The 19,543-nt window shown below is 68.8% G+C and carries 18 protein-coding genes; 9 read left to right on the top strand and 9 right to left on the bottom strand.

Annotated features, from left to right (window positions below; genetic code table 11):
- Window positions 1-239 precede the first annotated feature (239 nt).
- From QFZ76_RS51290 to QFZ76_RS51275, 4 genes are all read left to right on the top strand, one after another.
- Complete coding sequence (locus QFZ76_RS51290; RefSeq protein ID WP_307680628.1) at window positions 240-3,692, top strand: DNA polymerase III subunit alpha; 3,453 nt, start codon at window positions 240-242, stop codon at window positions 3,690-3,692.
- Window positions 3,693-3,833: 141 nt separating this feature from the next.
- The gene (locus tag QFZ76_RS51285; protein ID WP_307680627.1) at window positions 3,834-4,520 is read left to right on the top strand and encodes a hypothetical protein; all 687 of its coding nucleotides are present in this window, start codon (window positions 3,834-3,836) and stop codon (window positions 4,518-4,520) included.
- A 43-nt stretch (window positions 4,521-4,563) separates the two neighbouring features.
- Window positions 4,564-5,661, top strand: a complete 1,098-nt coding sequence (locus QFZ76_RS51280) for a hypothetical protein (protein WP_307680626.1) — start codon at window positions 4,564-4,566, stop codon at window positions 5,659-5,661.
- 104 nt (window positions 5,662-5,765) lie between these two features.
- A complete protein-coding gene (locus QFZ76_RS51275) occupies window positions 5,766-6,038 on the top strand; it encodes a DUF6207 family protein (protein ID WP_307680625.1) in 273 nt (90 codons plus the stop codon).
- A 171-nt stretch (window positions 6,039-6,209) separates the two neighbouring features.
- On the opposite strand, the gene QFZ76_RS51270 is transcribed toward QFZ76_RS51275, so the two are convergent.
- The 6 genes from QFZ76_RS51270 to QFZ76_RS51245 form a co-directional block, all read right to left on the bottom strand.
- Window positions 6,210-7,520: a UDP-glucose/GDP-mannose dehydrogenase family protein gene (locus QFZ76_RS51270; protein WP_307680624.1), complete on the bottom strand. Its 1,311-nt coding sequence runs from the start codon at window positions 7,518-7,520 to the stop codon at window positions 6,210-6,212.
- 104 nt (window positions 7,521-7,624) lie between these two features.
- Window positions 7,625-8,425 carry a TauD/TfdA family dioxygenase gene (locus QFZ76_RS51265; protein WP_307680623.1) on the bottom strand — a complete coding sequence of 267 codons (801 nt, stop codon included), beginning with the start codon at window positions 8,423-8,425 and terminating at the stop codon, window positions 7,625-7,627.
- Between the two features lie 107 nt (window positions 8,426-8,532).
- Window positions 8,533-10,089, bottom strand: a complete 1,557-nt coding sequence (locus tag QFZ76_RS51260) for a glycosyltransferase family 4 protein (protein WP_307680622.1) — start codon at window positions 10,087-10,089, stop codon at window positions 8,533-8,535.
- Window positions 10,090-10,121: 32 nt separating this feature from the next.
- A complete protein-coding gene (locus tag QFZ76_RS51255; RefSeq protein WP_307680621.1) occupies window positions 10,122-11,552 on the bottom strand; it encodes a Gfo/Idh/MocA family oxidoreductase in 1,431 nt (476 codons plus the stop codon).
- A gap of 67 nt (window positions 11,553-11,619) precedes the next feature.
- On the bottom strand, window positions 11,620-12,969 hold the full coding sequence (locus tag QFZ76_RS51250; RefSeq protein ID WP_307680620.1) for a putative PEP-binding protein: 1,350 nt from the start codon (window positions 12,967-12,969) through the stop codon (window positions 11,620-11,622).
- Window positions 12,966-13,250, bottom strand: a complete 285-nt coding sequence (locus tag QFZ76_RS51245; protein ID WP_307680619.1) for a hypothetical protein — start codon at window positions 13,248-13,250, stop codon at window positions 12,966-12,968. Before QFZ76_RS51245 ends, QFZ76_RS51250 begins: the two co-directional genes overlap by 4 nt.
- Window positions 13,251-13,535: 285 nt before the next feature.
- Here QFZ76_RS51245 and QFZ76_RS51240 point away from each other — a divergent pair, with 285 nt between their 5' ends.
- Window positions 13,536-14,813: a helix-turn-helix transcriptional regulator gene (locus tag QFZ76_RS51240; RefSeq protein ID WP_307680618.1), complete on the top strand. Its 1,278-nt coding sequence runs from the start codon at window positions 13,536-13,538 to the stop codon at window positions 14,811-14,813.
- A 382-nt stretch (window positions 14,814-15,195) separates the two neighbouring features.
- On the opposite strand, the gene QFZ76_RS51235 is transcribed toward QFZ76_RS51240, so the two are convergent.
- Window positions 15,196-15,339, bottom strand: coding sequence for a hypothetical protein (locus tag QFZ76_RS51235; protein ID WP_307680617.1), 144 nt, complete (start codon window positions 15,337-15,339; stop codon window positions 15,196-15,198).
- Window positions 15,340-15,474: 135 nt separating this feature from the next.
- On the opposite strand from QFZ76_RS51235, the gene QFZ76_RS51230 reads away from it, so the two are divergent.
- Window positions 15,475-15,867 (top strand): haloacid dehalogenase-like hydrolase, encoded by a 393-nt coding sequence (locus QFZ76_RS51230; RefSeq protein ID WP_307680616.1) that lies wholly within the window; start codon window positions 15,475-15,477, stop codon window positions 15,865-15,867.
- Window positions 15,868-15,951: 84 nt separating this feature from the next.
- Here the strand turns inward: QFZ76_RS51230 and QFZ76_RS51225 are convergent, their stop codons facing one another.
- Both QFZ76_RS51225 and QFZ76_RS51215 read right to left on the bottom strand, forming a co-directional pair.
- Entirely contained in the window at window positions 15,952-16,443 is a 492-nt protein-coding gene (locus QFZ76_RS51225) for a hypothetical protein (RefSeq protein WP_373464605.1), read from the bottom strand.
- A gap of 381 nt (window positions 16,444-16,824) precedes the next feature.
- Window positions 16,825-17,307: an HIT family protein gene (locus QFZ76_RS51215; protein ID WP_307680615.1), complete on the bottom strand. Its 483-nt coding sequence runs from the start codon at window positions 17,305-17,307 to the stop codon at window positions 16,825-16,827.
- Window positions 17,308-17,370: 63 nt separating this feature from the next.
- Between QFZ76_RS51215 and QFZ76_RS51210 the strand changes: the two genes are divergently transcribed.
- From QFZ76_RS51210 to QFZ76_RS51200, 3 genes are read left to right on the top strand one after another with little or no spacing between them, the layout of a single operon-like run.
- Complete coding sequence (locus QFZ76_RS51210; protein ID WP_307680614.1) at window positions 17,371-18,027, top strand: hypothetical protein; 657 nt, start codon at window positions 17,371-17,373, stop codon at window positions 18,025-18,027.
- 13 nt (window positions 18,028-18,040) lie between these two features.
- Window positions 18,041-19,207, top strand: a complete 1,167-nt coding sequence (locus QFZ76_RS51205; protein WP_307680613.1) for a hypothetical protein — start codon at window positions 18,041-18,043, stop codon at window positions 19,205-19,207.
- A gap of 3 nt (window positions 19,208-19,210) precedes the next feature.
- On the top strand, window positions 19,211-19,402 hold the full coding sequence (locus QFZ76_RS51200) for a hypothetical protein (protein ID WP_307680612.1): 192 nt from the start codon (window positions 19,211-19,213) through the stop codon (window positions 19,400-19,402).
- The last annotated feature ends 141 nt before the right edge of the window (window positions 19,403-19,543 follow it).

Raw genomic sequence — 19,543 nt, 5'->3', positions numbered from 1 at the left:
ACACAGAGTGTCTGCCTGCTCTGGTGTCGCGCGCAGATCATCCCCGCTGGACCCCGTCCCCCACGCTCACCGGAGCCCCGTAGGCAGGGGAAGGCCTAGGAGGCGAGCACGGATCTCGCACCGCTCGGGCGACACGTAGAGAACGCCGCGCCGCATCTTCGAACAAATTTTCGGTTTTCGGTTATGGTGGAGACCTGGAGGGACACCGGTCAGGGGGAGGGGCGAACGAGAGGCAGGAGGTGCGCAGCGGTGGATTTACTCATCTGCACGTCGCCTCCGGCTATTCGGCCCGCTACGGCGCATCGCTCCCCGGCGCTCTCGTGCAACGTGCTGCCGAACGCGGGATGACGACGCTCGCACTGACCGACCGGGACACCGTCGCGGGCACGGTCCGCTTCGCCACCGCCGCTGCGGCCGCCGGTATCCGCCCCGTCTTCGGCGTCGACGTCGCTGTCGCCCCGCTCACGTCGCCCGACCCGGCCACCGGACGGTCGCGTACGCCGGCGCGCGGAGGCGCGCACGTGATCGAGCCGCCGCTGCGGATCACCCTGCTCGCACAGAACGCGGCCGGGTGGGCGCGGCTGTGCCATCTCGTGTCCGCCGCGCACGCCGCAGCGGACGGAGGCCTGCCGGTCGTGTCCTGGCCGGTACTGCGCGAGCACGCCGACGCCGACCTGGTGATCCTGCTCGGCCCGGCCTCCGAACCGGTGCGGGCCCTGTCCGCCGGCCGTCCCGACGTCGCCGAGCAGCTGCTCGCACCGTGGCGAGACCTCGCAGGAGAACGGCTGCGGCTGGAGACGGTGTACCTGGGACGCCAGGGCACCGGCGCGGGATCACTGCGGCTGGCCGCGCGCACCGTGGGCCTGGCCGACCAGCTCCGCGTCCGCACTGTCCTGTCGAACGCGGTCCGCTACGCCGACCCCGATCAGCACCGTCTGGCCGACGTGCTCGACGCGGCCCGGCTGCTGCGGCCCGTCGACCGTCGGCACCTGGACGGCGGGGAGCGGTGGCTGAAGGGCCCGGCCGCAATGTCCGCGGTCGCTGAGCGGATCGCCCAGGCCGTCGGCGACGACCCCGCCCGCGCCGCACGCCTGCTCGCCGAGACCGAGTCCACCGGCCAGTCGTGCACTCTCACCCCGGCCGACCTTGGCCTGGGCACCCCCCACTTCCCCGAGCCGTCCGTCGTGGGCGCCACCGGCGAGCGGGGGTCGGCGATGCGGCTGCTGCGGCAGCGGTGCGAGGCCGGGATGGTCGCCCGCGGCCTGGAGCGGGACGTGCGCGCGGTGCGGCAGATGGACTACGAGCTGGAGGTCATCGGCCGGCTGGGCTTCGAGGGGTACTTCCTGGCCGTGGCGCAGGTGGTCGCGGATACTCGGGCGCTGGGGATCCGGGTCGCCGCGCGGGGGTCCGGTGCCGGTTCCATGGTCAACCACAGCTTGTTCGTGGCCACGGCCAATCCTCTTGAGCACCGGCTGTTGTTCGAAAGGTTCCTGAGCGAGCGCCGCACGTCGCTGCCGGACATCGACCTCGATGTGGAGTCCGAGCGGCGCCTTGAGGTGTACGACGCGATCATCAAGCGGTTCGGGCGGGAGCGGACCGCGGTCACCGGCATGCCCGAGACGTACCGGGCCCGGCACGCACTGCGGGACACCGGGCTCGCCCTGGGGATCCCGCCCCAGGTCGTGGGTGAGATCGCCAAGAGCTTCCCGCACATCCGGGCCCGGGACATCCGCGCCGCTCTGGCCGAGCTGCCCGAGCTGCGGCAACTGGCCTCTCAAGCAGGGAAGTTCGGGCCGCTGTGGGAGCTCGCCGAAGGCCTGGACGCGCTGCCCCGCGGCTACGCCATGCACCCGTGCGGGGTCATCCTGTCGAACGCGGCGCTGCTGGACCGGCTTCCGGTGCAGCCGACCCCGGCGGGCTACGCGATGGTGCAGGCCGACAAGGAGGACGTCGAAGATCTCGGTCTCCTGAAACTGGACGTCCTCGGGGTCCGCATGCAGAGTGCGATGGCGCACGCGGTCGCCGAGATCCGCCGCACCACCGGCCGCCAGCTCGATCTCGACAACGCCGACCACGTCGACCTCAACGACCGCCTCGCCTTCGAACTCATCCAGGCCTCCGACACCGTGGGCCTGTTCCAGCTTGAGTCGCCCGGCCAGCAAGATCTGGTGGGACGTCTCCAGCCCCGCCACATGCAGGACGTCGTGGCCGACATCTCCCTGTTCCGGCCCGGACCCGTGTCCGGGGGCATGCCCGCGTTGTACATCGCCGCCCGGCACGGCGCAGCTCCCCGTTACCCGCATCCGGACCTGGAGCCGGTCCTCAACGACACCTACGGGGTGGTGATCTGGCACGAGCAGATCATCGCGATCCTCACGACGATGACCGGCTGCGACCGGGCCGCCGGCGACGTCGCCCGCCGCGCCCTCGCCGACCCCGACCGGCTGGCGAAGGTAGAAGAGTGGTTCCGCCATACCGCCGGCGAACGCGGATACAGCACGGCTGTGCTGGACGAGGTGTGGGAGATCGTCTCGTCCTTCGGGGCCTACGGCTTTTGCAGGGCTCACGCCGTGGCGTTCGCTGTCCCGGCCCTGCAGTCCGCGTACTTGAAGGCGCACTTCCCGGCGTATCTGTATGCGGGGCTGCTGGAACACGACCCGGGCATGTGGCCGCGCCGGGTCCTGGTCGCTGACGCCCGCCGCCACGGTGTGCCGGTGTTGAACGTCGACGTCAACCACTCCCGGGCGGTGCACAGTGTCGAGCAGACCGAGCAGGGCCTGGGCGTGCGGCTGGCCTTCTCCACGGTGAAGGGCATCAGTGAAGCTGAGGTTGCCCGTCTGGTCGCCGGGCAGCCCTACACCGGCCTGCAGGACCTGTGGCAGCGCGCCCGCCCCTCCCTGCCCCTTGCTCAACGCCTGATCCGCATCGGGGCACTCGGCCCGAACTCCGGGGATCTCACACGGCGGGACCTGCTGCTGCAGGCCACCGAACTGCACCGGCAGTCCCGGGCCCGCGCCGCCAGCGACGGGCAACTGCCGCTGGGCGGCGAGCTGGTGACCGCGGAGCCGAGCGGCCTGCCGGAGATGACCAGCCGGGACAAGCTGACCGCTGAGCTCGAGACGCTGTCGATTGATGTCACCCACCACCTGATGGAGCACCACCACCGGCTGCTGAACGAGCTCGGCGCCACCGACGCCGCGCACCTGCGCGGCATGGTCCCCGGCCAGAAAGTCCTCGTCGCCGGGGTACGCGCCTCCACCCAGACTCCGCCCATCCCGTCCGGGAAACGGGTCATCTTCGTGACCTTGGAAGACGGCTCCGGTCTGGTCGACATCGCGTTCTTCGAGGACTCCCACGAGCAGGTCGCACACACCGTGTTCCACTGCGGCCTGCTCCTGGTACGCGGCACCGTCACCGCGCGCGGCCCGCGCCGCACGGTGGTCGGCGAAATGGTCTGGGACCTGGACGCCGTAGCCCAGGCACGCCGCGACCACGGCCCCCAGGCCGCCCTCGACCTGCTCGGCCGTACGGCTCCCTCCCCCACCCCGGCCCAGCCGGCCGCACCGCAGCGCACCCTCGCCGACGGCACCGCCGGCGCCCGGCTGCACCCGTACGCCGACCTCCAGCCCGCCGGCACCCGCTCGGCAGACCTGAAACGGCTCGGTCACCGAAGCCAGGGAAGCGCAGGGTGATCACCATGCCGGGCTATTCGAATTGTCCCTGCGGCCGGCGCCGCCCGGGTTGCTCCAGACGCACCCGTCTACCGCGCAGGTACGGGCGTAGCAAACCAGCATGTAAACGGGTCCCCAAGCGTCGTGGCAAAGGACATTCGTATGAGTTCTCGTGAACGATCCTTGCTGGCCGTCGGTGTGGCCATGGCGCTCGGGGCGATGACGGCCTGCTCCGACAACGACACGAACACCGCACCGGACAGCCCAAGCAGCGCGCCGTCCAAGGTCGCAAGCAGCAGTGCCCCCGTCGGCGCCCCACCCGGCGCGCAGGTGCTCGGCACGCCTCGGAAGGGGGAGCCGTTCAAGATCACGATTTCCTTCAAGGACACCAGCCAGCAGGACGAATTCCAGATCACCGTCCGTAGCGTGACGTGCGGGAAGCCTTTGGATCCTGCGGTCATCGCGTATGCCGCCGACTCCGTTGGTGCACCCACATCGAGCCCGACGCCGGAAGGCGGGAAGCAGTACTGCGTCGTCGCCATGGAAGCGGTGAACGTCGGGAAGCGAGAGTTGGTCTGGAACGCCGACAACCCGGTCAGCCTCAACGTCGGGGACGTCGCCTACAGCCAGACCCAGAAGGACACCGACATCGCCTCGGACTACGCACAGTATTGGAACAGCAAGGGGCAGACCGGGCCCACGTTCGGCATCAACCCCGGAAGCAAAGGCCCGGTACACGGGATCTTCCAGATCCCGGTTGGCGACCGGCCCACGTCTGTGTGGGTCACGTCCGGCACCGCAATCCAAACCGTTGACGGGGTCGAGCCCGGCTATCTGGTTGAACTGTGACTCGCGGACTGAGGGCAGGCAGGCACCAGCACGGAGATCTACGATGACGCAGGCCGACAGCTCACGAGCAACTGCATCGCGCATCGGATGCAGTTGCCCGGGGTCCCGACACGTCCTCCACCTCCGCTTCGAGATCCCGGCCGTTCACGACGCGGAACTCCCCGAGCGGCTGCGTCGGCTGATGGAGAACATCACGCCGCGGGTGCAGATGATCGAGCCGGACATGGCTGTGCTCGATCTCGTCGGCGCGATTCCGTACTTCAAGCGCGACGCCCGAGGGCTGACCGAACTCGTTCAGTTGCGTGTGCTCGCCTACTTCGGCCTGCGCAGTTCGGCAGGTACGGCGCCGAACCGGCTGCTCGCGGCGATGGCCTGCGCGCTCACCCCGCCCGGGCGGCGCACTGTTATCGACGACTCCCCCGAGGCGATCACAGCGTTCCTGCGGCCCCGTCCGGTCCGGGAGGTGCCAGGCGTGGGCGCAAAGGCGGCCGCGACACTCGCCGAGTACGGCTTGCGCACCGTCGGCGACGTCGCCGACGTCCCTCAGCTCACCCTGCAGCGCCTCCTCGGCGCCCGAGCCGGCCGCGCCCTCCACGAGCGCGCCCTCGGGCGCGACACCACCATCGTGGACCCCACCCCGACGCCGGCGAGCATCCACGCCGAGCACCGCTTCGACCGCGCCGAACTCGACCCCGCCCAGCACCGGCGCGCCCTGCTCGCCCTCGCCGACGACCTCGGCGCCCGCCTCCGCGCCTCCGGCCAGATCGCGACGGGTCTGACCTGCACCGTCCGCTACGCCGACCTGAGCGACACCCGCCGCAGCCGCACCCTGCCCGAAGCCACCCAGCACACCGTCCTCCTGGCCCGCGCCGCGTACACGGTCTACGAATCCCTCGGTCTCCAGCGCGCCCGGGTCCGCAGCATCGCACTGCGCGCCGATGCCCTTCGCCCCGCCGACCGGGCCACTCGGCAACTCACCCTCGACCAGCGCGACGACAAGCCGCTGGCGATCGAGGCCGTCGCCGACCGTGCCCGGGCCCGGTACGGGCACAACGTGCTCTACCCCGCCGCCCTCGCGATCAACGCGTCGCCTTCCGCCCGCCGATCGATGGAGCGCTTCAGCAGGAGACTGCCCCCATGACGGTCTCCCGGCCGGTCCGCCCGACGGTGCCGTGAGACGAACTCGGTCGGGTGAATCCGGCACTTGCGGAGAACCCTGCCGTGCACGAACACGTACTGACAGACGTGGACCCGATTCAAGAAACGCATCTGTCCGAACCCGGCCTGCTCGTCATCGATGTGGCGGGCCGGGACGACGACACCGTGAACACCTTCCAGAGCGCGCTCGCCCGGACATGGGCCACGGCCATCGACCGCACCACCCGCGATCCCGGCCAGCCCGGCGTGCGGGTGCGCATGTACGTCGATCTGCGGCAGGGCCTCGCAGAGACTCTCCGCCGGAGCGGGCTCTGGTCGGCGGCGCGCAAGAGGCCGGGTCCGTCACCACGGGGGGAGTGAGGGACCCGGCCTGAGGTCCACGGTGCCACACCCGTTGCCGACGTGCGCGGTCTGCGGATGAAGTCGTCGCGGGAAAGCGCGACTTCGTTCGAGCAGGCGCGTTACACGCGGGCTCGCAGCCGTGCGAGGACGGCGGCCGTGCGAGACGCCGAACGGGCCGGAGGTCTCACGTCACGCCGTGCCACGAACGGTTCTTCGGCCCACGCTCATGTAGGTGAAGCCGAGCGAGCCCATCCGCTGTGGTTCGAGCAGATTGCGTCCGTCGAACATCAACGGGCGGGTCATCGCGGCCGCAGCCCGGTCCCAGGCGACGTCCCGCAGCTCCGGCCAGTCCGTCACGATGATCACCGCGTCCGCGCCGGTCATTGCTTCCAGAGGCGTGGCGTAACGAGTGGTCGACGACCACGGAGCGGTATCGAGCGAGCGGGCGAGCGGGTCCCAGCAGCGGACCGCAGCACCCTCGGCCAGGAGCCGGGAGGCGAGGATCGTGCTCGGGGCCTCGCGTACGTCATCCGTTCCCGGCTTGAAAGCGATGCCCAAGAGAGCGACGGTCCGGTCAGCGAGAAAGCCGTCCAGCTCGTCCTTCAACCGTTGGATAGCCCGTCGCGGCTGGAGGTCGTTCACCTCGATCACGGAGCTGAGCATCTGGAACGAGTACCCGGAATTGCTGGCCATGGCGCGCAGTGCCCGGGAGTCCTTGGGAAAGCAGCTGCCGCCCCACCCCACACCGGGCTTCATGTAGTGAGGTCCGAGCCGGTGGTCGAGGCCCACCGCCTGAACAACGTGCTCAACGTCGGCTCCTGTCGCCTCGCAGATCGTGGCGATCTCATTGGCAAAACTGATCTTCGTGGCCAGGAGTGCGTTGGCGGCCAGCTTCACCATTTCCGCTGACGGAATGTCCATCTCGACGACCGGTCCGTCCACACCCTCGTGGAGTTGCGCGACCAGCTTCGCGATCTCGGGGTCATCGGCACCGATCACCACGCGGTCGGGGTGCATGAAGTCGCGCACCGCCTGTCCCTCTGCGGTGAACTCGGGGTTCGAGGCGTACCCGACGTGCTGGAGTCCCGCGCGGTCCATCGCGGCCCTGACCCGCGCACCGGTACCCACGGGAACCGTGCTCTTGACCACCACCGCGGCCAGATGACGGGCCTCGCGCAATGTGCTGATGACCTGCCAAATCCTGGACAGGTCGGCGTCTCCGGACGGTGTTGGAGGGGTGTCCACGCACACGTACACGACGTCCGAATCCCGGACGGCTTCCTCAGCGTCGAGGGTGAACGTCAGACGGTCGGCGTTCTCCGCGATCAACTCGCCCAACCCGTCCTCATGGATCGGGAGGCCGCCGTTCTGGAGAATGTCGATGCGCTCCTTTTGAATGTCACGGACGACGACGTCATGCCCCAGCTGCGCGAAGCAGGCGCCGGTCACCAGGCCGATGTAGCCCGCACCGAAAACAGCGACTCGGCGTTTCTCCAGCATTGGTCCGTTCACCCTTCTGGCGTCGAGACCCCCTGCCCCTCCAGCCGCGTTCGACCATAGAGCATGCTGCGAGCTTGTGTGTCGGGCCTGCGTGCAGGCGGCGATCAAGTCTCGGGCACCTGTTCTTTGCTATACCTGTGGGACGTTCGCTGGCGCGGTGCACTTCTGTACATGGAACGTGTGAGCCGGCGGGGGTGAACGCCATTCTGGTAAGCGCAGCCGCGATGTGAGAGTCGGTCGTTTCGGAAGATCAGCATGTCGCCCGGCGCGAGACGGACCTGCACACGATGTGTTTCCAGAGCTGGCCCGCGCAGGTAGTCGAGTGCCCTTTGCAGGTCGGGGTTCTCCGAGGTGTTCCAGAGTTCGGTCGGCCCGTCCGAGAAGCGGGTGGCCAGTGCTCCGTCTACCCGGCCGAAGGCTGGCCCTGTGGCGCGTAGGCGGGTGGGGGCTGACTCCGAGATGGTCGCGAAGCGTGTCAAGGCCGCAGGGTGGAGAAGGCTCTGCGCGGCCTCCTCATGGGTCGCCGACAGGTCCATGAAGGCGTCGCAGGAGAAGAACAGCTCCGTCTCGCCGCCGGAATGCGCCTGGGTGAGGCAGTGAAGAACGGTGGTCTTGATTTTGCCGAGTGGTTCCAGCAGCCCGTCCACATGGAAGCGTTGCCCTGGCCTCTCGGACCACGGCGGCACTGATGTGCTGTCCCGGGGTATCTCGTTGTACGGCCCCACCTGGCCCACCGCGGAACGGACTTCCGTGTCCCTGTAGAGCAGAGGTGTATAGGCGTCAGGCAGCCCCAGCGATTGGGCGACGCGCTTGTGTGCCTCGAACGGGTCGCCAGCGGTCACTGGGGTGGAGATGACCGCGTACCCGCGCCTGTTCACTTCGGAGACCAGTTCACGGTCCGTCATGTTCGGTTCTCCTTCTGTTCGTTGGTATTCGTGGGCTTTCCGTGCCTGTCCAGATGTCCGTCTCGCTTCATCCGCGGCGCTCCACAACTGCACGGGGGCCGTGGTCTTTATGCGGGGGCGCTTGTCTGGACGCGGTCGTACATCTGCGCATACCGGTCGGCGATGGTGGACCAGCTGTAGTGCTGGACGACGAAGTCACGGGCGTTGCGTCCCCGGCGGGCTATCTCCTCAGGGTGGGTGAGGGCGTTCAGCAGCGTGGCGTGCAGGTCGTCGGTGTTGCCGGGGGCGGGTAGCCACCCGGTGGGCCGGGGCCCGCCGGGTCGGACGAAGCTGAGGGGGCCGCCGCTGGCCGAGGCGACGACGGGGGTTTTGCAGGCCATCGCCTCCAGGTAGACCAGCCCGAAGGGTTCGTCCACGGAGGGGGCCGTGAACAGGTCGCATGCCCTCAGGCCGTCGGCCAGGTCGCTGTGGGGGCGCCATCCGGCGAAGTACACGTCGTCGGTGATGCCCAGGCGGCTGGCCAGGGTGTGCGGGTGCTCGCCCTCCCACTCGCCGGGGTAGCCGCCCAGAACGAGGAGGGCGGGGCGGACGGGTGCGCTCTGCCGGAGGGCAGCGAAGCTGTGCAGGAGCAGGTCCAGGTGCTTGAAGCGCAGGAAGCGGCCCATCCACAGCAGCAGGGGGCGTCGTCGGCCGTCGCTGTCGCGGAGCATGCGGTCGATGTCGGACTGCGCGTAGGCGATGGTGCCGGGGCCGTGGTGGGGAAGCCACCCCTGCGGGTCCTGCACCAGCCAGCGGCACAGGAGGGTGCGTTTCTCGGTGTCGGTGAGGGTGGGGCCGGGCCTGAAGCGGGTGGTGTCGACCCCGTTCGGAATGATTTCGAGCCGCTGGTCGGGGAGGTGGAGGAGTCTCTGCGCGAGGATGTGGTCCTGCTCAGAGATGACGATGATGCGCTCGCTGCTGTGGGCGTGTTCCCGCAGGGTCCCGGTCCAGAAGCCGGCATGCGTCCAGGTGTCCCATCGGTCGCGGAGCAGCTGCTCGGCGTCGCGCGCGGCCGTCTCGTCGCGGTGACCGATGAGGGACAGCAGTGCGCGCGGGTTCGTCCGGAAGCGGTGACCAAGTTCGGCGACGGTCAGGCCGTGGGCGGCGGCCAGGCGTATGCGGCGCTGGGCCGCGTCGAGGAACTTCAGTTCGGTGCCGTGCAGGGTTGTCACGACGGTGCGGTCGAGGCGGCGGGCGGCGGCGTACTGCGGTGTGAGGTGGTGCAGGTGGAGCAGGCCGCCCGTGCCGGCGTCGTGTGCGGCGAACTGCCTCGTCCAGTAGTCCTCGATGAGTGTCTTGGTGCGGGGTGACACGGCGGCGAAGAGCCGGTCCGGCACGTCGCCACGGTCTTCGTAGGAGGGGTGCAGGGGAACGGGTTCCTTCAGGGGGTCCCGGCCGGCGGTGTGGGCGGCGACAGCGGGACTGTAGTCGGAGGCGATCAGATGGGCCGGATCGTAGAAGGACCACGCGTGCGAGTAGGCCCCGGCTGTGCCGAGTGATCCTGCAAAGACCCGGGCGGGGCGTCCTGCGGCGCGGAGCTGTTCCGTCAGGTACTTCACGACCAGGGACGATCCACCGCGGGGGTAGAAGAGGATGCCGTGGTCCACGGCGCCTTGGGGGTGCAAGGTGGCTCCTTTGTCTGCGGGATGGGCCGCGCTCAGGGCATTTCGACGAGGACCGACGGGCAGGGGCGCGCGTCGTGGTGGTGGGCCGCGATCAGCTCGTACATGGCGGCGAACACCCGGTGGGTGAGGGCCTGTCCGTCGAGGAAGGCGATCTTGTCGGTGACGTTCTGTTCCGGGGTGCCGCCGGCGGCCATCGTGATGAAGGCCGCGGTGATGTCCTGGGGGGTGACGGCGCTGTTGTCGTGGGCGTTTTCGTAGACGGTCTCCAGTCGTCCTGTGCCGCCGACGAGCGGGTTGCGTCGGTGCTCCAGGCGGATCCGGTAGGCCTCGCCGACCGCGTCGTTCTTGGTCAGGCGCAGGTGCTGGAGGTTGCCCTGGTGCAGGTCCATGACGTATTGCGACATCCGCCCCTTCTCCCGGTAGGCGATCGTGTTCTTGGCGTCGCGGGCCAGCACGCCCACGCTGCGGTTGGAGCAGGAGTTGGAGGTGAAGCTGTAGGTGAGGACTCCGAGGGACTGCTGTTGGGAGTTGAGCAGCTCCACGGTGAAGGCGAAGTCCATCTCGGCCAGGGCGATGCGGTCGCTGAGTTCCACGTCGGGGAGCTCAGCCTCGGAAAGGGGCCGCAGGAGCGCGCCGAGGACGTCGTTGAGTCCGCTCGCCAGTTGGTCGCCGACGCGGCGGACGTACTGCAGGGTCAGGCGCAGGCCGGTGATCTGGCCGCGGGCGAGCAGGAGGTAGCGGGTCATTTCGTCGAGGTAGTGGTAGCTGGAGAAGGCGAGCGCACCCACGCCGTGCGTGTAGCCGTGCGCGTTGCCCAGCGCGTACTCCTCGGGCAGGCGGAAGTGGCCGCCTGAGACGTCGATATGACCCATGGTCAGGGACTGCTTGTGGGTGTCGTGGAGGTCCCGGATCAGTGCGCCGGCGCGCACGAAGGCTTCGTTGGCGCGTCGCCGCAGGGGCACCGCGAAGAGTTGGTCGGGCTGCGCGCGGTGGGTGCGGAGCAGTGCGTCGAACCGGCGGCGGATCTCGGCGGCACGGTCGGGGTTGAAGGCGGCGTCCTCGACGCAGATGATCGGCTTGTCACACAGAACGTGGATGCCCTGGTCCGTCGCCCACTTCAGGTAGGGGAAGTGGGCGACGGGGTCGCAGGCCACGACGACCACGTCGAAGTGGTCCTCGCGGTGGGCCTGCTGCAGGCGACGCTCCAGTGCTTCGGTCGGCTCACCCGGCTGGGGCTTGACCCACACGGGGCGGTCCTGCGTCACGACGGAGTGGAGGGAGGGCATGTGCCCCAGGAGTGCCTGGTCGTAGGGGTCACGAGGGTCGCAGATGGCGGCCACGCGGACGGGGTAGCCGTGCTCTTTGAGGGTGAGGATGGCGGGTAAGTGGTTCTCGGCCGCGGCCCAGTGGCCGCAGCCGCCGACCAGCAGGATGCTGACCGGTTGCAGTGGGCGTGAAGACACGGTGTCTCGCTTTCGGGACCGTCTTGCGGTGACGGCGGGTGAGCGGGGCGGGAAGTGGCCGGTCTGCTCAGAGGCCGAGCAGCGAGGTGACCAGACTCCGCAGATGCCGGCTGCCGCCGGTGTCGAGCGCGTGGTCGCGGATCGTGCGCAGGCTGGATGCGTCGGCCCGGCACAGTGCGTCGCGCACGTCCGGGAGGTAGGGAACGGCGACCGTGAGGGCGGTTACGCCCAGGGACGCCAGGACGACGGCGCCCACGGGGTCGCCGGCCAGCCCCCCGCACGCGGACACGGCAACGCCGTTGGCGGCGCCGGTCTTGGCCACCGACCGCACGGTGCGGGTGACGGCGACGTGCAAGGGATCGATGTCGTGGGCGAGGGCCGCATTCGTGCGTGAGGTCGCCAAGAGGTACTGGGCGAGGTCGTTCGTGCCGATGCTGAGGAAGTCGACGTGCTCGACGAACCGGTCGACGGCCAGGGCGCAGGCCGGGACCTCGACCATCACTCCCAGGGGGAGGCTGGGGGCCGCCAGCTCGGCTTGGACCTCCCGTGCCGTCTGCGCGGCCTGGGTGAACTCCTCGACGTGGGTCACCATCGGGAACATCAGGCGGAAGCGGGCCCCGTCGTCGCGTGCGGCACGGTAGGCCGCCCGCAGTTGCGGCAGGAACAGGTCAGGCCGGCGCAGACTCAGGCGCAGGCCCCGCATCCCGAGGAAAGAGTTGTCCTCGCGGGGCAGGTTCAGCGCCGGCATGTCCTTGTCGCCGCCGATGTCCAGCATGCGCAGCGTCACGGGCGCGTCTGGGACAGCACGGGCGATCGCACGGTAGGCCCGGTAGTGCTGTTCCTCGTCGGCGACGTCCTGTTCGCGGCCGAGGAACAGCAGCTCGGTGGCGAACAGACCGATGCCGTGGGCACCGGCCGCGCGCAGCTCGGCAGCCTGAGACGCTCGCGTGATCGTTCCGGTCAGCGTGACCGGTACGTCCCCGGCGCCGGCGGCGCGGACTCGGGCCTGTGCGAGGGCGCGGTCCCGGTAGGCGGTCGCGGCGTCCAGGCCACTGCCCGCCAATCCGGCGTAGAGGGTGCCGGTGCCGCCGTCGAGGGCGCACATCTGCCCCTCCGGGACGGCCAGTACGCCGTCCCCAGCAGCAACCACGGTGGGGATGCCCAGACTGTAGGCAACCTGCACGGCGTGGGAGGTGGGGCCTCCGGCGCTCGTGCAGAACGCGGCGATCTCTGTGAGGTCCAGTGCCGCTGTGTCTGCGGGTGTCAGGTCGCGGGCGATCAGGATGTGGGGCCCGCCGGCAGGCGGCCCCACCCGGGTGGGCAGGTGTCGCACCGGGGCCACGACGAAGCCGCGGGTGCCAGCGACACCGTGGTGAACCGCGGACCCGAGCATGAGGGGCGGGTTGCTCCCGGTCATCGGCTCTCTCCGCGGGCGGGGCGGATGTGGCCGAGGAACGCGTGACTCCAGTCGGCTCCCTTCCAGCGCCGCAGCTCACTGCCCAGACGGCCGTCCTGGACGCCGCCGGCCAGCAACAGGACCCCGGCTGTCGCGTACACGATGGAATGCCGCTCATACAGCGGCGCTCCGCGCTTCGCCGTCAGCGACTTCACGCACGCCTGTTCCCATTCCTCGGCAAGCATCTGGGCAAGCGTGCTCTTGCCCGCGCCGGGCTTTCCGGACAGCGCGATCTTGGGCATGGCTGTGCCCTCCTTTTGGACCGTTTGGAAGCCGGGCAAGCGTCAGGGATGCCGCGCACCGACTCGTCGGCTAGGCCGGTGGCTTGTCCCTACGCTCAGGGCCCGTGATGCCCATCGTGGCTGCGTTGCAAGGGGCGAAGATAGGGGTCCGGTGTCCGCAGTTGTCCGCAACCCCTGTCACAGGGCTCCCCCTCCGCAGCGCGGCAGTGTGTGCTGGTCATCGCGGTACGGTCCTGTCCGCACGAGCGGTGCGGACACCCGATGACCACAACGTTGGAGGTAGCGATGCCGGAGCCCGATCAGGCGACCTTCGCAGCAGAACTGCGGCGTCTTCGAGGGGAGTTGTCTCTGCGCGCCCTGGCCCTGCGGGCCAGTTGCAGCAAGAGCATCATCGGAGATCTCGAAATCGGGCGCCGGATACCCAGTGCTCGGATGGCGAGCGCTCTAGACAGCGCACTTGGGGCAGGCGGCACACTAGTGTCGTTAGCCGAAGCGGAACGACGGTGCGCAATCAAGCGGGCATCCCCCGGGGCTCCGGACAGCGCCGTGGATGGTCCCCTGCGGGAATGGTGGGACGACGTGTGGCGCAGAGACTTCCTCAAGAGCACGGGTGCTGCAGCTGCCGCCCTGGCCACCAGCCTCGGCGTGGATGACACCGCGGACGCGGACAGCGGCGACCTGCTGGCCGCGCACAGGGACTTACGGGCGGTCCACGGCCGGCTGGACAACTTACGCGGTGCACAGGCTGTCTACCGTCACGCCGTCGATCACCACCGTCAGGTCGTTGGTTGGCACGCAACTGCGGCCACCGCCTCGGAACGAAAACGCATCGCCGCTCTCGCCGCCGACACCGGCGGGTTCGTCGGCTTCCTCACCTACGACCTGGGCGCGGCAGAACTCGCCACCACGCACTACCGCGAGGCCGCCGAGCATGCCCAGGAAGCCGGCGATGTCTCCTCGTGCGCCAACCTCGTCGGCCAAATGAGCCGCGTCGTGGCCGACCTGGGTCACCTTGACCGGGCCCTCGTCTTCTCTGGCCGGGCCCTCCATCTGGCGGGCACCCGGGCCCACCCCGCCGTGCGGTCCTGGCTGAGCGCCGTCCGCGCCTACCACCATGCCTGTCTCGGTGACGGCCGGGCCGCACAGGCCGATCTCGGTACCGCGTGGGCCCTGCTGGAACGTGCAGACGACGGCGAGAAACCTCCCTACATCGGCTATCTGAGTGCAGCTGAGCTGAGCAAGTGGACCGGCCACGCCATGGTCCAACTGGCCACCGCAGACCCATCGTTCGTACGCAAGGGTCGGACCGCAATCGACGACGCACGCAGCGACTGGCCGACAACGAGTGTGCGCGGCTCGGCCGAAGTGCTGACTACGAGCGCTCGCATCTACGCCGCCGACGGCGCCCTCGATGCCGCCGCCGACTTCGCATCACGCGCTGTAACCATCGCCACGAAGACTGGATCAGCCAGAAACCTGGACTCCGCACTGACCGCTAAGAATGCAGTAATTACCAGAACCGCGCGGCGAGTCAGGCCTCCGGGGCCACCACACACCCGCTGACCTGCTGGCCGGTAGAACTGGCCGGGCATCTGGAACCTGCCTGCGTGGTTGGGATGCTTCCTGAATGGACAGATCAACGGTTCCGTGGCGCAACACGACGCACGACTGGGCAAGCACCGTGGACGTCCACCACCTCACGCGCGTCCGGCACGATTGGGCCACCTTTGCACCGAGTGGTACGCAGCACCTGATCCTCGAAGTCGTCGCTTACGCAGCCGACGAGGCGGAAGCAAGGGGCGCAGGGCGTTGCACTGTCACCTACCACGTCGACGGATCGGTGTCGGGTCGCAGACGACGGACGAGGCACCGACACCCGCTTCGATCACCACGGACGAGCCGTGAAAAAGCCTGTCATGGCGTCAAAGGACCTTCGATTCTTCGATCACCCGACGCACAACTGCTTCCCGATGGCCACCCACGCCGTGGTATGTCCGTACAGCCCGGCGACCGCGGCGACCGGCCGGTCGCCCTTCTCTTGCCGGTAACGCCGGATCTTGCGGCCCACGGACTGCGGAGTCGACGTCATATCCGTCGCCCCCCTTCCCGGGCCGTCCTCGTACCGTCAGCGTAGAGGCTGGGACCGGGCCCGCACCTACGATCCGTCCACCTTCGAGTGACACGCTGTGACCCAGTGACGGCTGGGTAGTTGAGGAGGCTCTGAATGGCCGGACTGGTCCTGTGGGACGTCGACCACACTCTGATCGACATGCGCGGTGTGGGCCGCGAGCTGTCGGCCGCCGCGTTCTTGCAGACCACTGGGCAGCCCATGCGTCAGCAGGCACGGATTGACGGCATCACGGAGCCGGTGATCGCCGTGAGACGGCGAAACTCCACGGCCTGGCCACGGACCGTGCGGACTTCGAGCGGTTCGCCCGCCCTCACCGCCGCGCACCTGTGGCGCGCCGCCGAGCTCCGGGAGCGTGGCCACGCTCTGCCGGCCGCGGCCGCGGCCCTCGACTCGCTCAACGCCGCAGGCGTACGGCAGACCGTGGTCTCAGGGAACATCCGCCGTACAGCGCGAAGAGCAGGAACCCCGCGAAGGTGCCGGCGATGAGGATGTCCCAACCGTGCCAGCCAGTGACGGCGCCGAGGGGCAGGGCGAGTTTCACATCTCCGAAGCCGAACGCCGTGGGGCTGATCAGGAACACCAGGAGCAGAAGGTACCGAGTGCGAGGGAACCGAGCAGCGCGGTCTTCCAGCTGCCGTCGGTGCCGGGCAGCAGCGCTGCCACGCCGAGCAGGGACAGCGTGATCACGGCGAGAGGCAGGGTGACGACGTCGGGCAACCATTCCACCGTGAAGTCCACGGTGGCGAGCAGCACGCCGATCGGAACGAGCATCAGCCAAACCCCCAGCTCCGGGCGCGCATCGCCGGCGACCGCCAGGACGGCGCAGACCGCGGCTGTGACGGCGGCGAGGATGGGCATGCTGGGGCCGTACGAGTCGCCGTCGGCGCAGTGGGCGCGACCCAGCCATCCGTTTGCGGCACCGGCGAAGGGGTGTCCGGCAGGACACGCTGCCCGCCACGGCTCGTCGGGCGGCACGGAAAGCCGGTACGCGGCGCGCGGTATGAGCAGGCCGGTGCCGGCACCCCACAGGACCGCCGCTGCGGTGATCCAGAACGTCTCCACCGGACGGAGCCTATGCTCAGCCCGGCCGGTGTTGCGGACGGCTGGGCAGCGGCGGCTCGGCTGCGGGCGAGCGCTACAACGCGGCGCCAGGGCGTGGGTGGGAATGGTGACGGCGCCGAGGAATGCCGGCGACTGCGAGATAGGTATGTCGCCAGGACAGGTGGTCGGCGAGCAGAGCGGTCAGGGGTGCCAAGACGGCGGACGCGAGGCTGCCGGCGAGGGTGAGGATCGTCAGAGCCGCCACGTGGTCGGGGGCCCACCAGCGCACTCCTAGCCGAGGAGGCAGCTACGCAACCATCGCCCCGCTTACCGGGTGGCCCGACCGTGACGCCCCACGTGATATCTCTCACCATCCCGAGACGCGGGGCACCGCCAGCCGATCTATGGAGCGGGAGTTTCGTCGAGGATGCTGGCCAGTGCCCGAATAATGGCGTTTCGGAGCATGTCATGCCGCGGGCCGAGAGCGCAGCCGGATGCAAGCCGCTGGGGTCCATACCTCCAGACCGATCCGTGCCGGAATTCCTCCGACTCCCAGTGGTAGCGGGGATGGATGTGCCCGTGAAGGTGGTCCCAGGAATTGCCGAGTACCTCGTAGTTCAGGCGCCGGAATCCCTCTGGGTCGTGCTTGCGGCACACCTCTTCTACGGCTTCACCTAGTAGAGAAAGATCGTGGAGGAATTGGGTCCGCTCGTCTCGCGGCAGGTCGGTCAGGTGGTTGGCCTCGCCCGCATATAGCAGCAGACAGTAGCCAGGCAGGTACTGAGTGTCGCCGATCACCGCCCACCCGGTATGCATACGAGTCAGGACGGTCGGGTTCTCGCCCCGCTCGGCGGACCCGATCCGGTCGTCTTTCCAATGCGTCATGGCACTATGCCTATCAGCTGCCGACATTTGACCAGGCGGCATTCGAACAGATCTCTTAGGCTGATGATGATGAAGACACTCGGGCTTCTCAGCGACCTCGCAGAGGGCCAATCCGGGATGATTACGGCTGCTCAGGCGGACAGCGTCGGGGCGGACGAGCTATACCGGAAGGGCCTCGTGGTCGAGCACGTCATCGAGCAGGTTCTTCCCGACGTGTGGCGGTTGCGCGGCGGAGCACGGCACCCCTTTCCCCGGCTGTACGCCCACTGGCTTCTGCTGCATCCCGAACAGCCAGCCTGGGAGCGTCCCATCCCAGCTTCGGGGGTTGCCTCTCATGGGGCCGCGTTGCGCGTGTATGGAGTGGGCAACCTTCCCGGCCCGGAGGCGGAGTTTATCGTGCCCGATACGGCCGGGGTGGAGCCGACCCGTCTGAATGTCATAGTGCACCAGACCCAGTTGGCCGCCGACGAAGTGACTGAGAGGACTGGCCTGCCGGTCACCACGCCCGGGCGCACTCTTGCTGATCTGGCTGCGGGCGCCGACTTCGAGCATCTGGGGCGAATCGCCACCACTTTCCTACGCCAAGGGGCGGCTACCGAAGAGGACCTCGCCCAAGGACTGCACCGGGCGATGACTGTGCGCGGTCAGACCGGCAGCGGGACCGAGTACTTGGACGCGCTGCTGGCCGGGGTGGACGGCACGGAGAGCATCGCCAGCTAGGGAGCGATGAGAGATGGCCGATTTCGGAGAAGCTGAATCATCCGGACACATCGGCAGCCCGTTCCGCGATGCCTTTCCGCACTGGCAGGACTTCCGGCAAATGATCGAATCCGGGGCGCCCTACCAAGAGTTCGACGTGCGGCGCGCCCTCCAGCAAGTGCTGATGTCGGATCTGGCCCATCGCCTCACCATTGATGCCGAACACAGCTGGCTGCTGATCGGATCCCTGGCGCTGCCGACCCGACCTGCGGCCGATGTCAGCTGGCCAGACGACTTTCGGGTGCCGGAGATCTCCGACATCCCACAGCCGTATGTCATGCCGCGCAGCGCCTTCGATTTGGACCTGAGCGCCACCGCAGTCACTGACTCGGATCCGGTTGTCGCCGCGTCCCGCTACCGAGAGGTTGTCGAAGGCGCTGTCCGCCGTGTAGGCGCACCCCCGGACCACACAGGCACACCACATGGCATCGGGCTGGGCGGCTTGGTGCGCTACACCGTCGGCGAGCTGAACATCTTCCCCAACGGACAGGTCATGGGCATTGTCACCGCGCAGCCCGTCGACCCCCGCTACGGGCCACGGCGCACCCCGCCAGTGGACGACCCAATCCCTATTGAGATCGACATCAAGCCGCCCGCCAAGGTCGCCGTCACAGGAGGCCCGGATCGTGCGCAGCGGCCGGTCACCGCGATCGACATCCCCGGGTTCACTCCCTTTCAGCCGTTGCTCAACCCAGTCGTCAATCAGCTCGCCGACAAGCTAGTGCTGCTCACCGGCAAGCCCAGAGGTCTGCGCAAGACACCGACGGGCCCGTGGCACCGCTACAAGGACGTCTACGACGCCTACTTCATACTCAAGACCTGCCACATTGACGCCGACCAAATGCGGGAGGCCGTCGATAACAACTGGAACCTCGCCGCGATGGGCATGGAGCGCATCCCAGTCCCCTACCGCTTCTACGGCCAGGACGATGGCGGCACCGAGCCGCGCGTGCCATGGAAGGAAGGACTTGACGCCCTGCAGCGTGGCTCGCCCCAGCTGGAGCGGTATCCCGGCTGGGACGAAATGCGCGGCACGCTAAGTCAGTTCGTGGACGGCCTCGCGTCCACCTCTTCCGGCAGTAGCTGGACACCGGGTGAAGGCTGGCAATTACAGCCGCCGAGGAGCTGCCCGCCTACCTGATCTGTGTCCTACATCCTGGAGATCGCCGGGACCGAAGTCGTGGCCCGGCCCTACCGAGAGCGCCGGGCGATGCTCGAGGACCTGTTCGCCCGCGGTGTGCTCACCGCCCCGTTCACTCTGTCCCCCGCCACCACGGACCGGTTGACCGCCCAGAACCGACTGGACCCGGCTTACTGTGGTGTATTGGTCGGGTAGCGAGGTTGGTGACGCGGCCGGCGGGTGGTTGGCCCCTGAGCGTAAGTTCGCCTCTCCCCCGACGCGTACAAGCGTGCCCGGGTCTTCGCCGTCGGCTATGTCGTCGACCGCACCTACCGCCAGGGCATCATCGCTGCTGGT

This window comes from Streptomyces sp. V4I2, assembly GCF_030817655.1.
In the GTDB taxonomy this organism is placed as follows: domain Bacteria; phylum Actinomycetota; class Actinomycetes; order Streptomycetales; family Streptomycetaceae; genus Streptomyces; species Streptomyces plumbiresistens.
The sequence above is the reverse complement of the archived record's forward strand: the minus strand, read 5'-3'. Positions and strand labels throughout refer to the sequence as shown.

What these genes read in the sequence shown, in the direction of transcription:
- QFZ76_RS51250 (WP_307680620.1), bottom strand. Translation starts at nt 12,969, where the DNA reads ATGACCGGGAGCAACCCGCCCCTCATGCTCGGGTCCGCGGTTCACCAC.
- QFZ76_RS51245 (WP_307680619.1), bottom strand. Translation starts at nt 13,250, where the DNA reads ATGCCCAAGATCGCGCTGTCCGGAAAGCCCGGCGCGGGCAAGAGCACG.
- QFZ76_RS51240 (WP_307680618.1), top strand. Translation starts at nt 13,536, where the DNA reads ATGCCGGAGCCCGATCAGGCGACCTTCGCAGCAGAACTGCGGCGTCTT.
- QFZ76_RS51265 (WP_307680623.1), bottom strand. Translation starts at nt 8,425, where the DNA reads ATGACGGACCGTGAACTGGTCTCCGAAGTGAACAGGCGCGGGTACGCG.
- QFZ76_RS51270 (WP_307680624.1), bottom strand. Translation starts at nt 7,520, where the DNA reads ATGCTGGAGAAACGCCGAGTCGCTGTTTTCGGTGCGGGCTACATCGGC.
- QFZ76_RS51205 (WP_307680613.1), top strand. Translation starts at nt 18,041, where the DNA reads ATGGCCGATTTCGGAGAAGCTGAATCATCCGGACACATCGGCAGCCCG.
- QFZ76_RS51285 (WP_307680627.1), top strand. Translation starts at nt 3,834, where the DNA reads ATGAGTTCTCGTGAACGATCCTTGCTGGCCGTCGGTGTGGCCATGGCG.
- QFZ76_RS51280 (WP_307680626.1), top strand. Translation starts at nt 4,564, where the DNA reads ATGACGCAGGCCGACAGCTCACGAGCAACTGCATCGCGCATCGGATGC.
- QFZ76_RS51230 (WP_307680616.1), top strand. Translation starts at nt 15,475, where the DNA reads ATGGCCGGACTGGTCCTGTGGGACGTCGACCACACTCTGATCGACATG.
- QFZ76_RS51215 (WP_307680615.1), bottom strand. Translation starts at nt 17,307, where the DNA reads ATGACGCATTGGAAAGACGACCGGATCGGGTCCGCCGAGCGGGGCGAG.
- QFZ76_RS51210 (WP_307680614.1), top strand. Translation starts at nt 17,371, where the DNA reads ATGATGATGAAGACACTCGGGCTTCTCAGCGACCTCGCAGAGGGCCAA.
- QFZ76_RS51235 (WP_307680617.1), bottom strand. Translation starts at nt 15,339, where the DNA reads ATGACGTCGACTCCGCAGTCCGTGGGCCGCAAGATCCGGCGTTACCGG.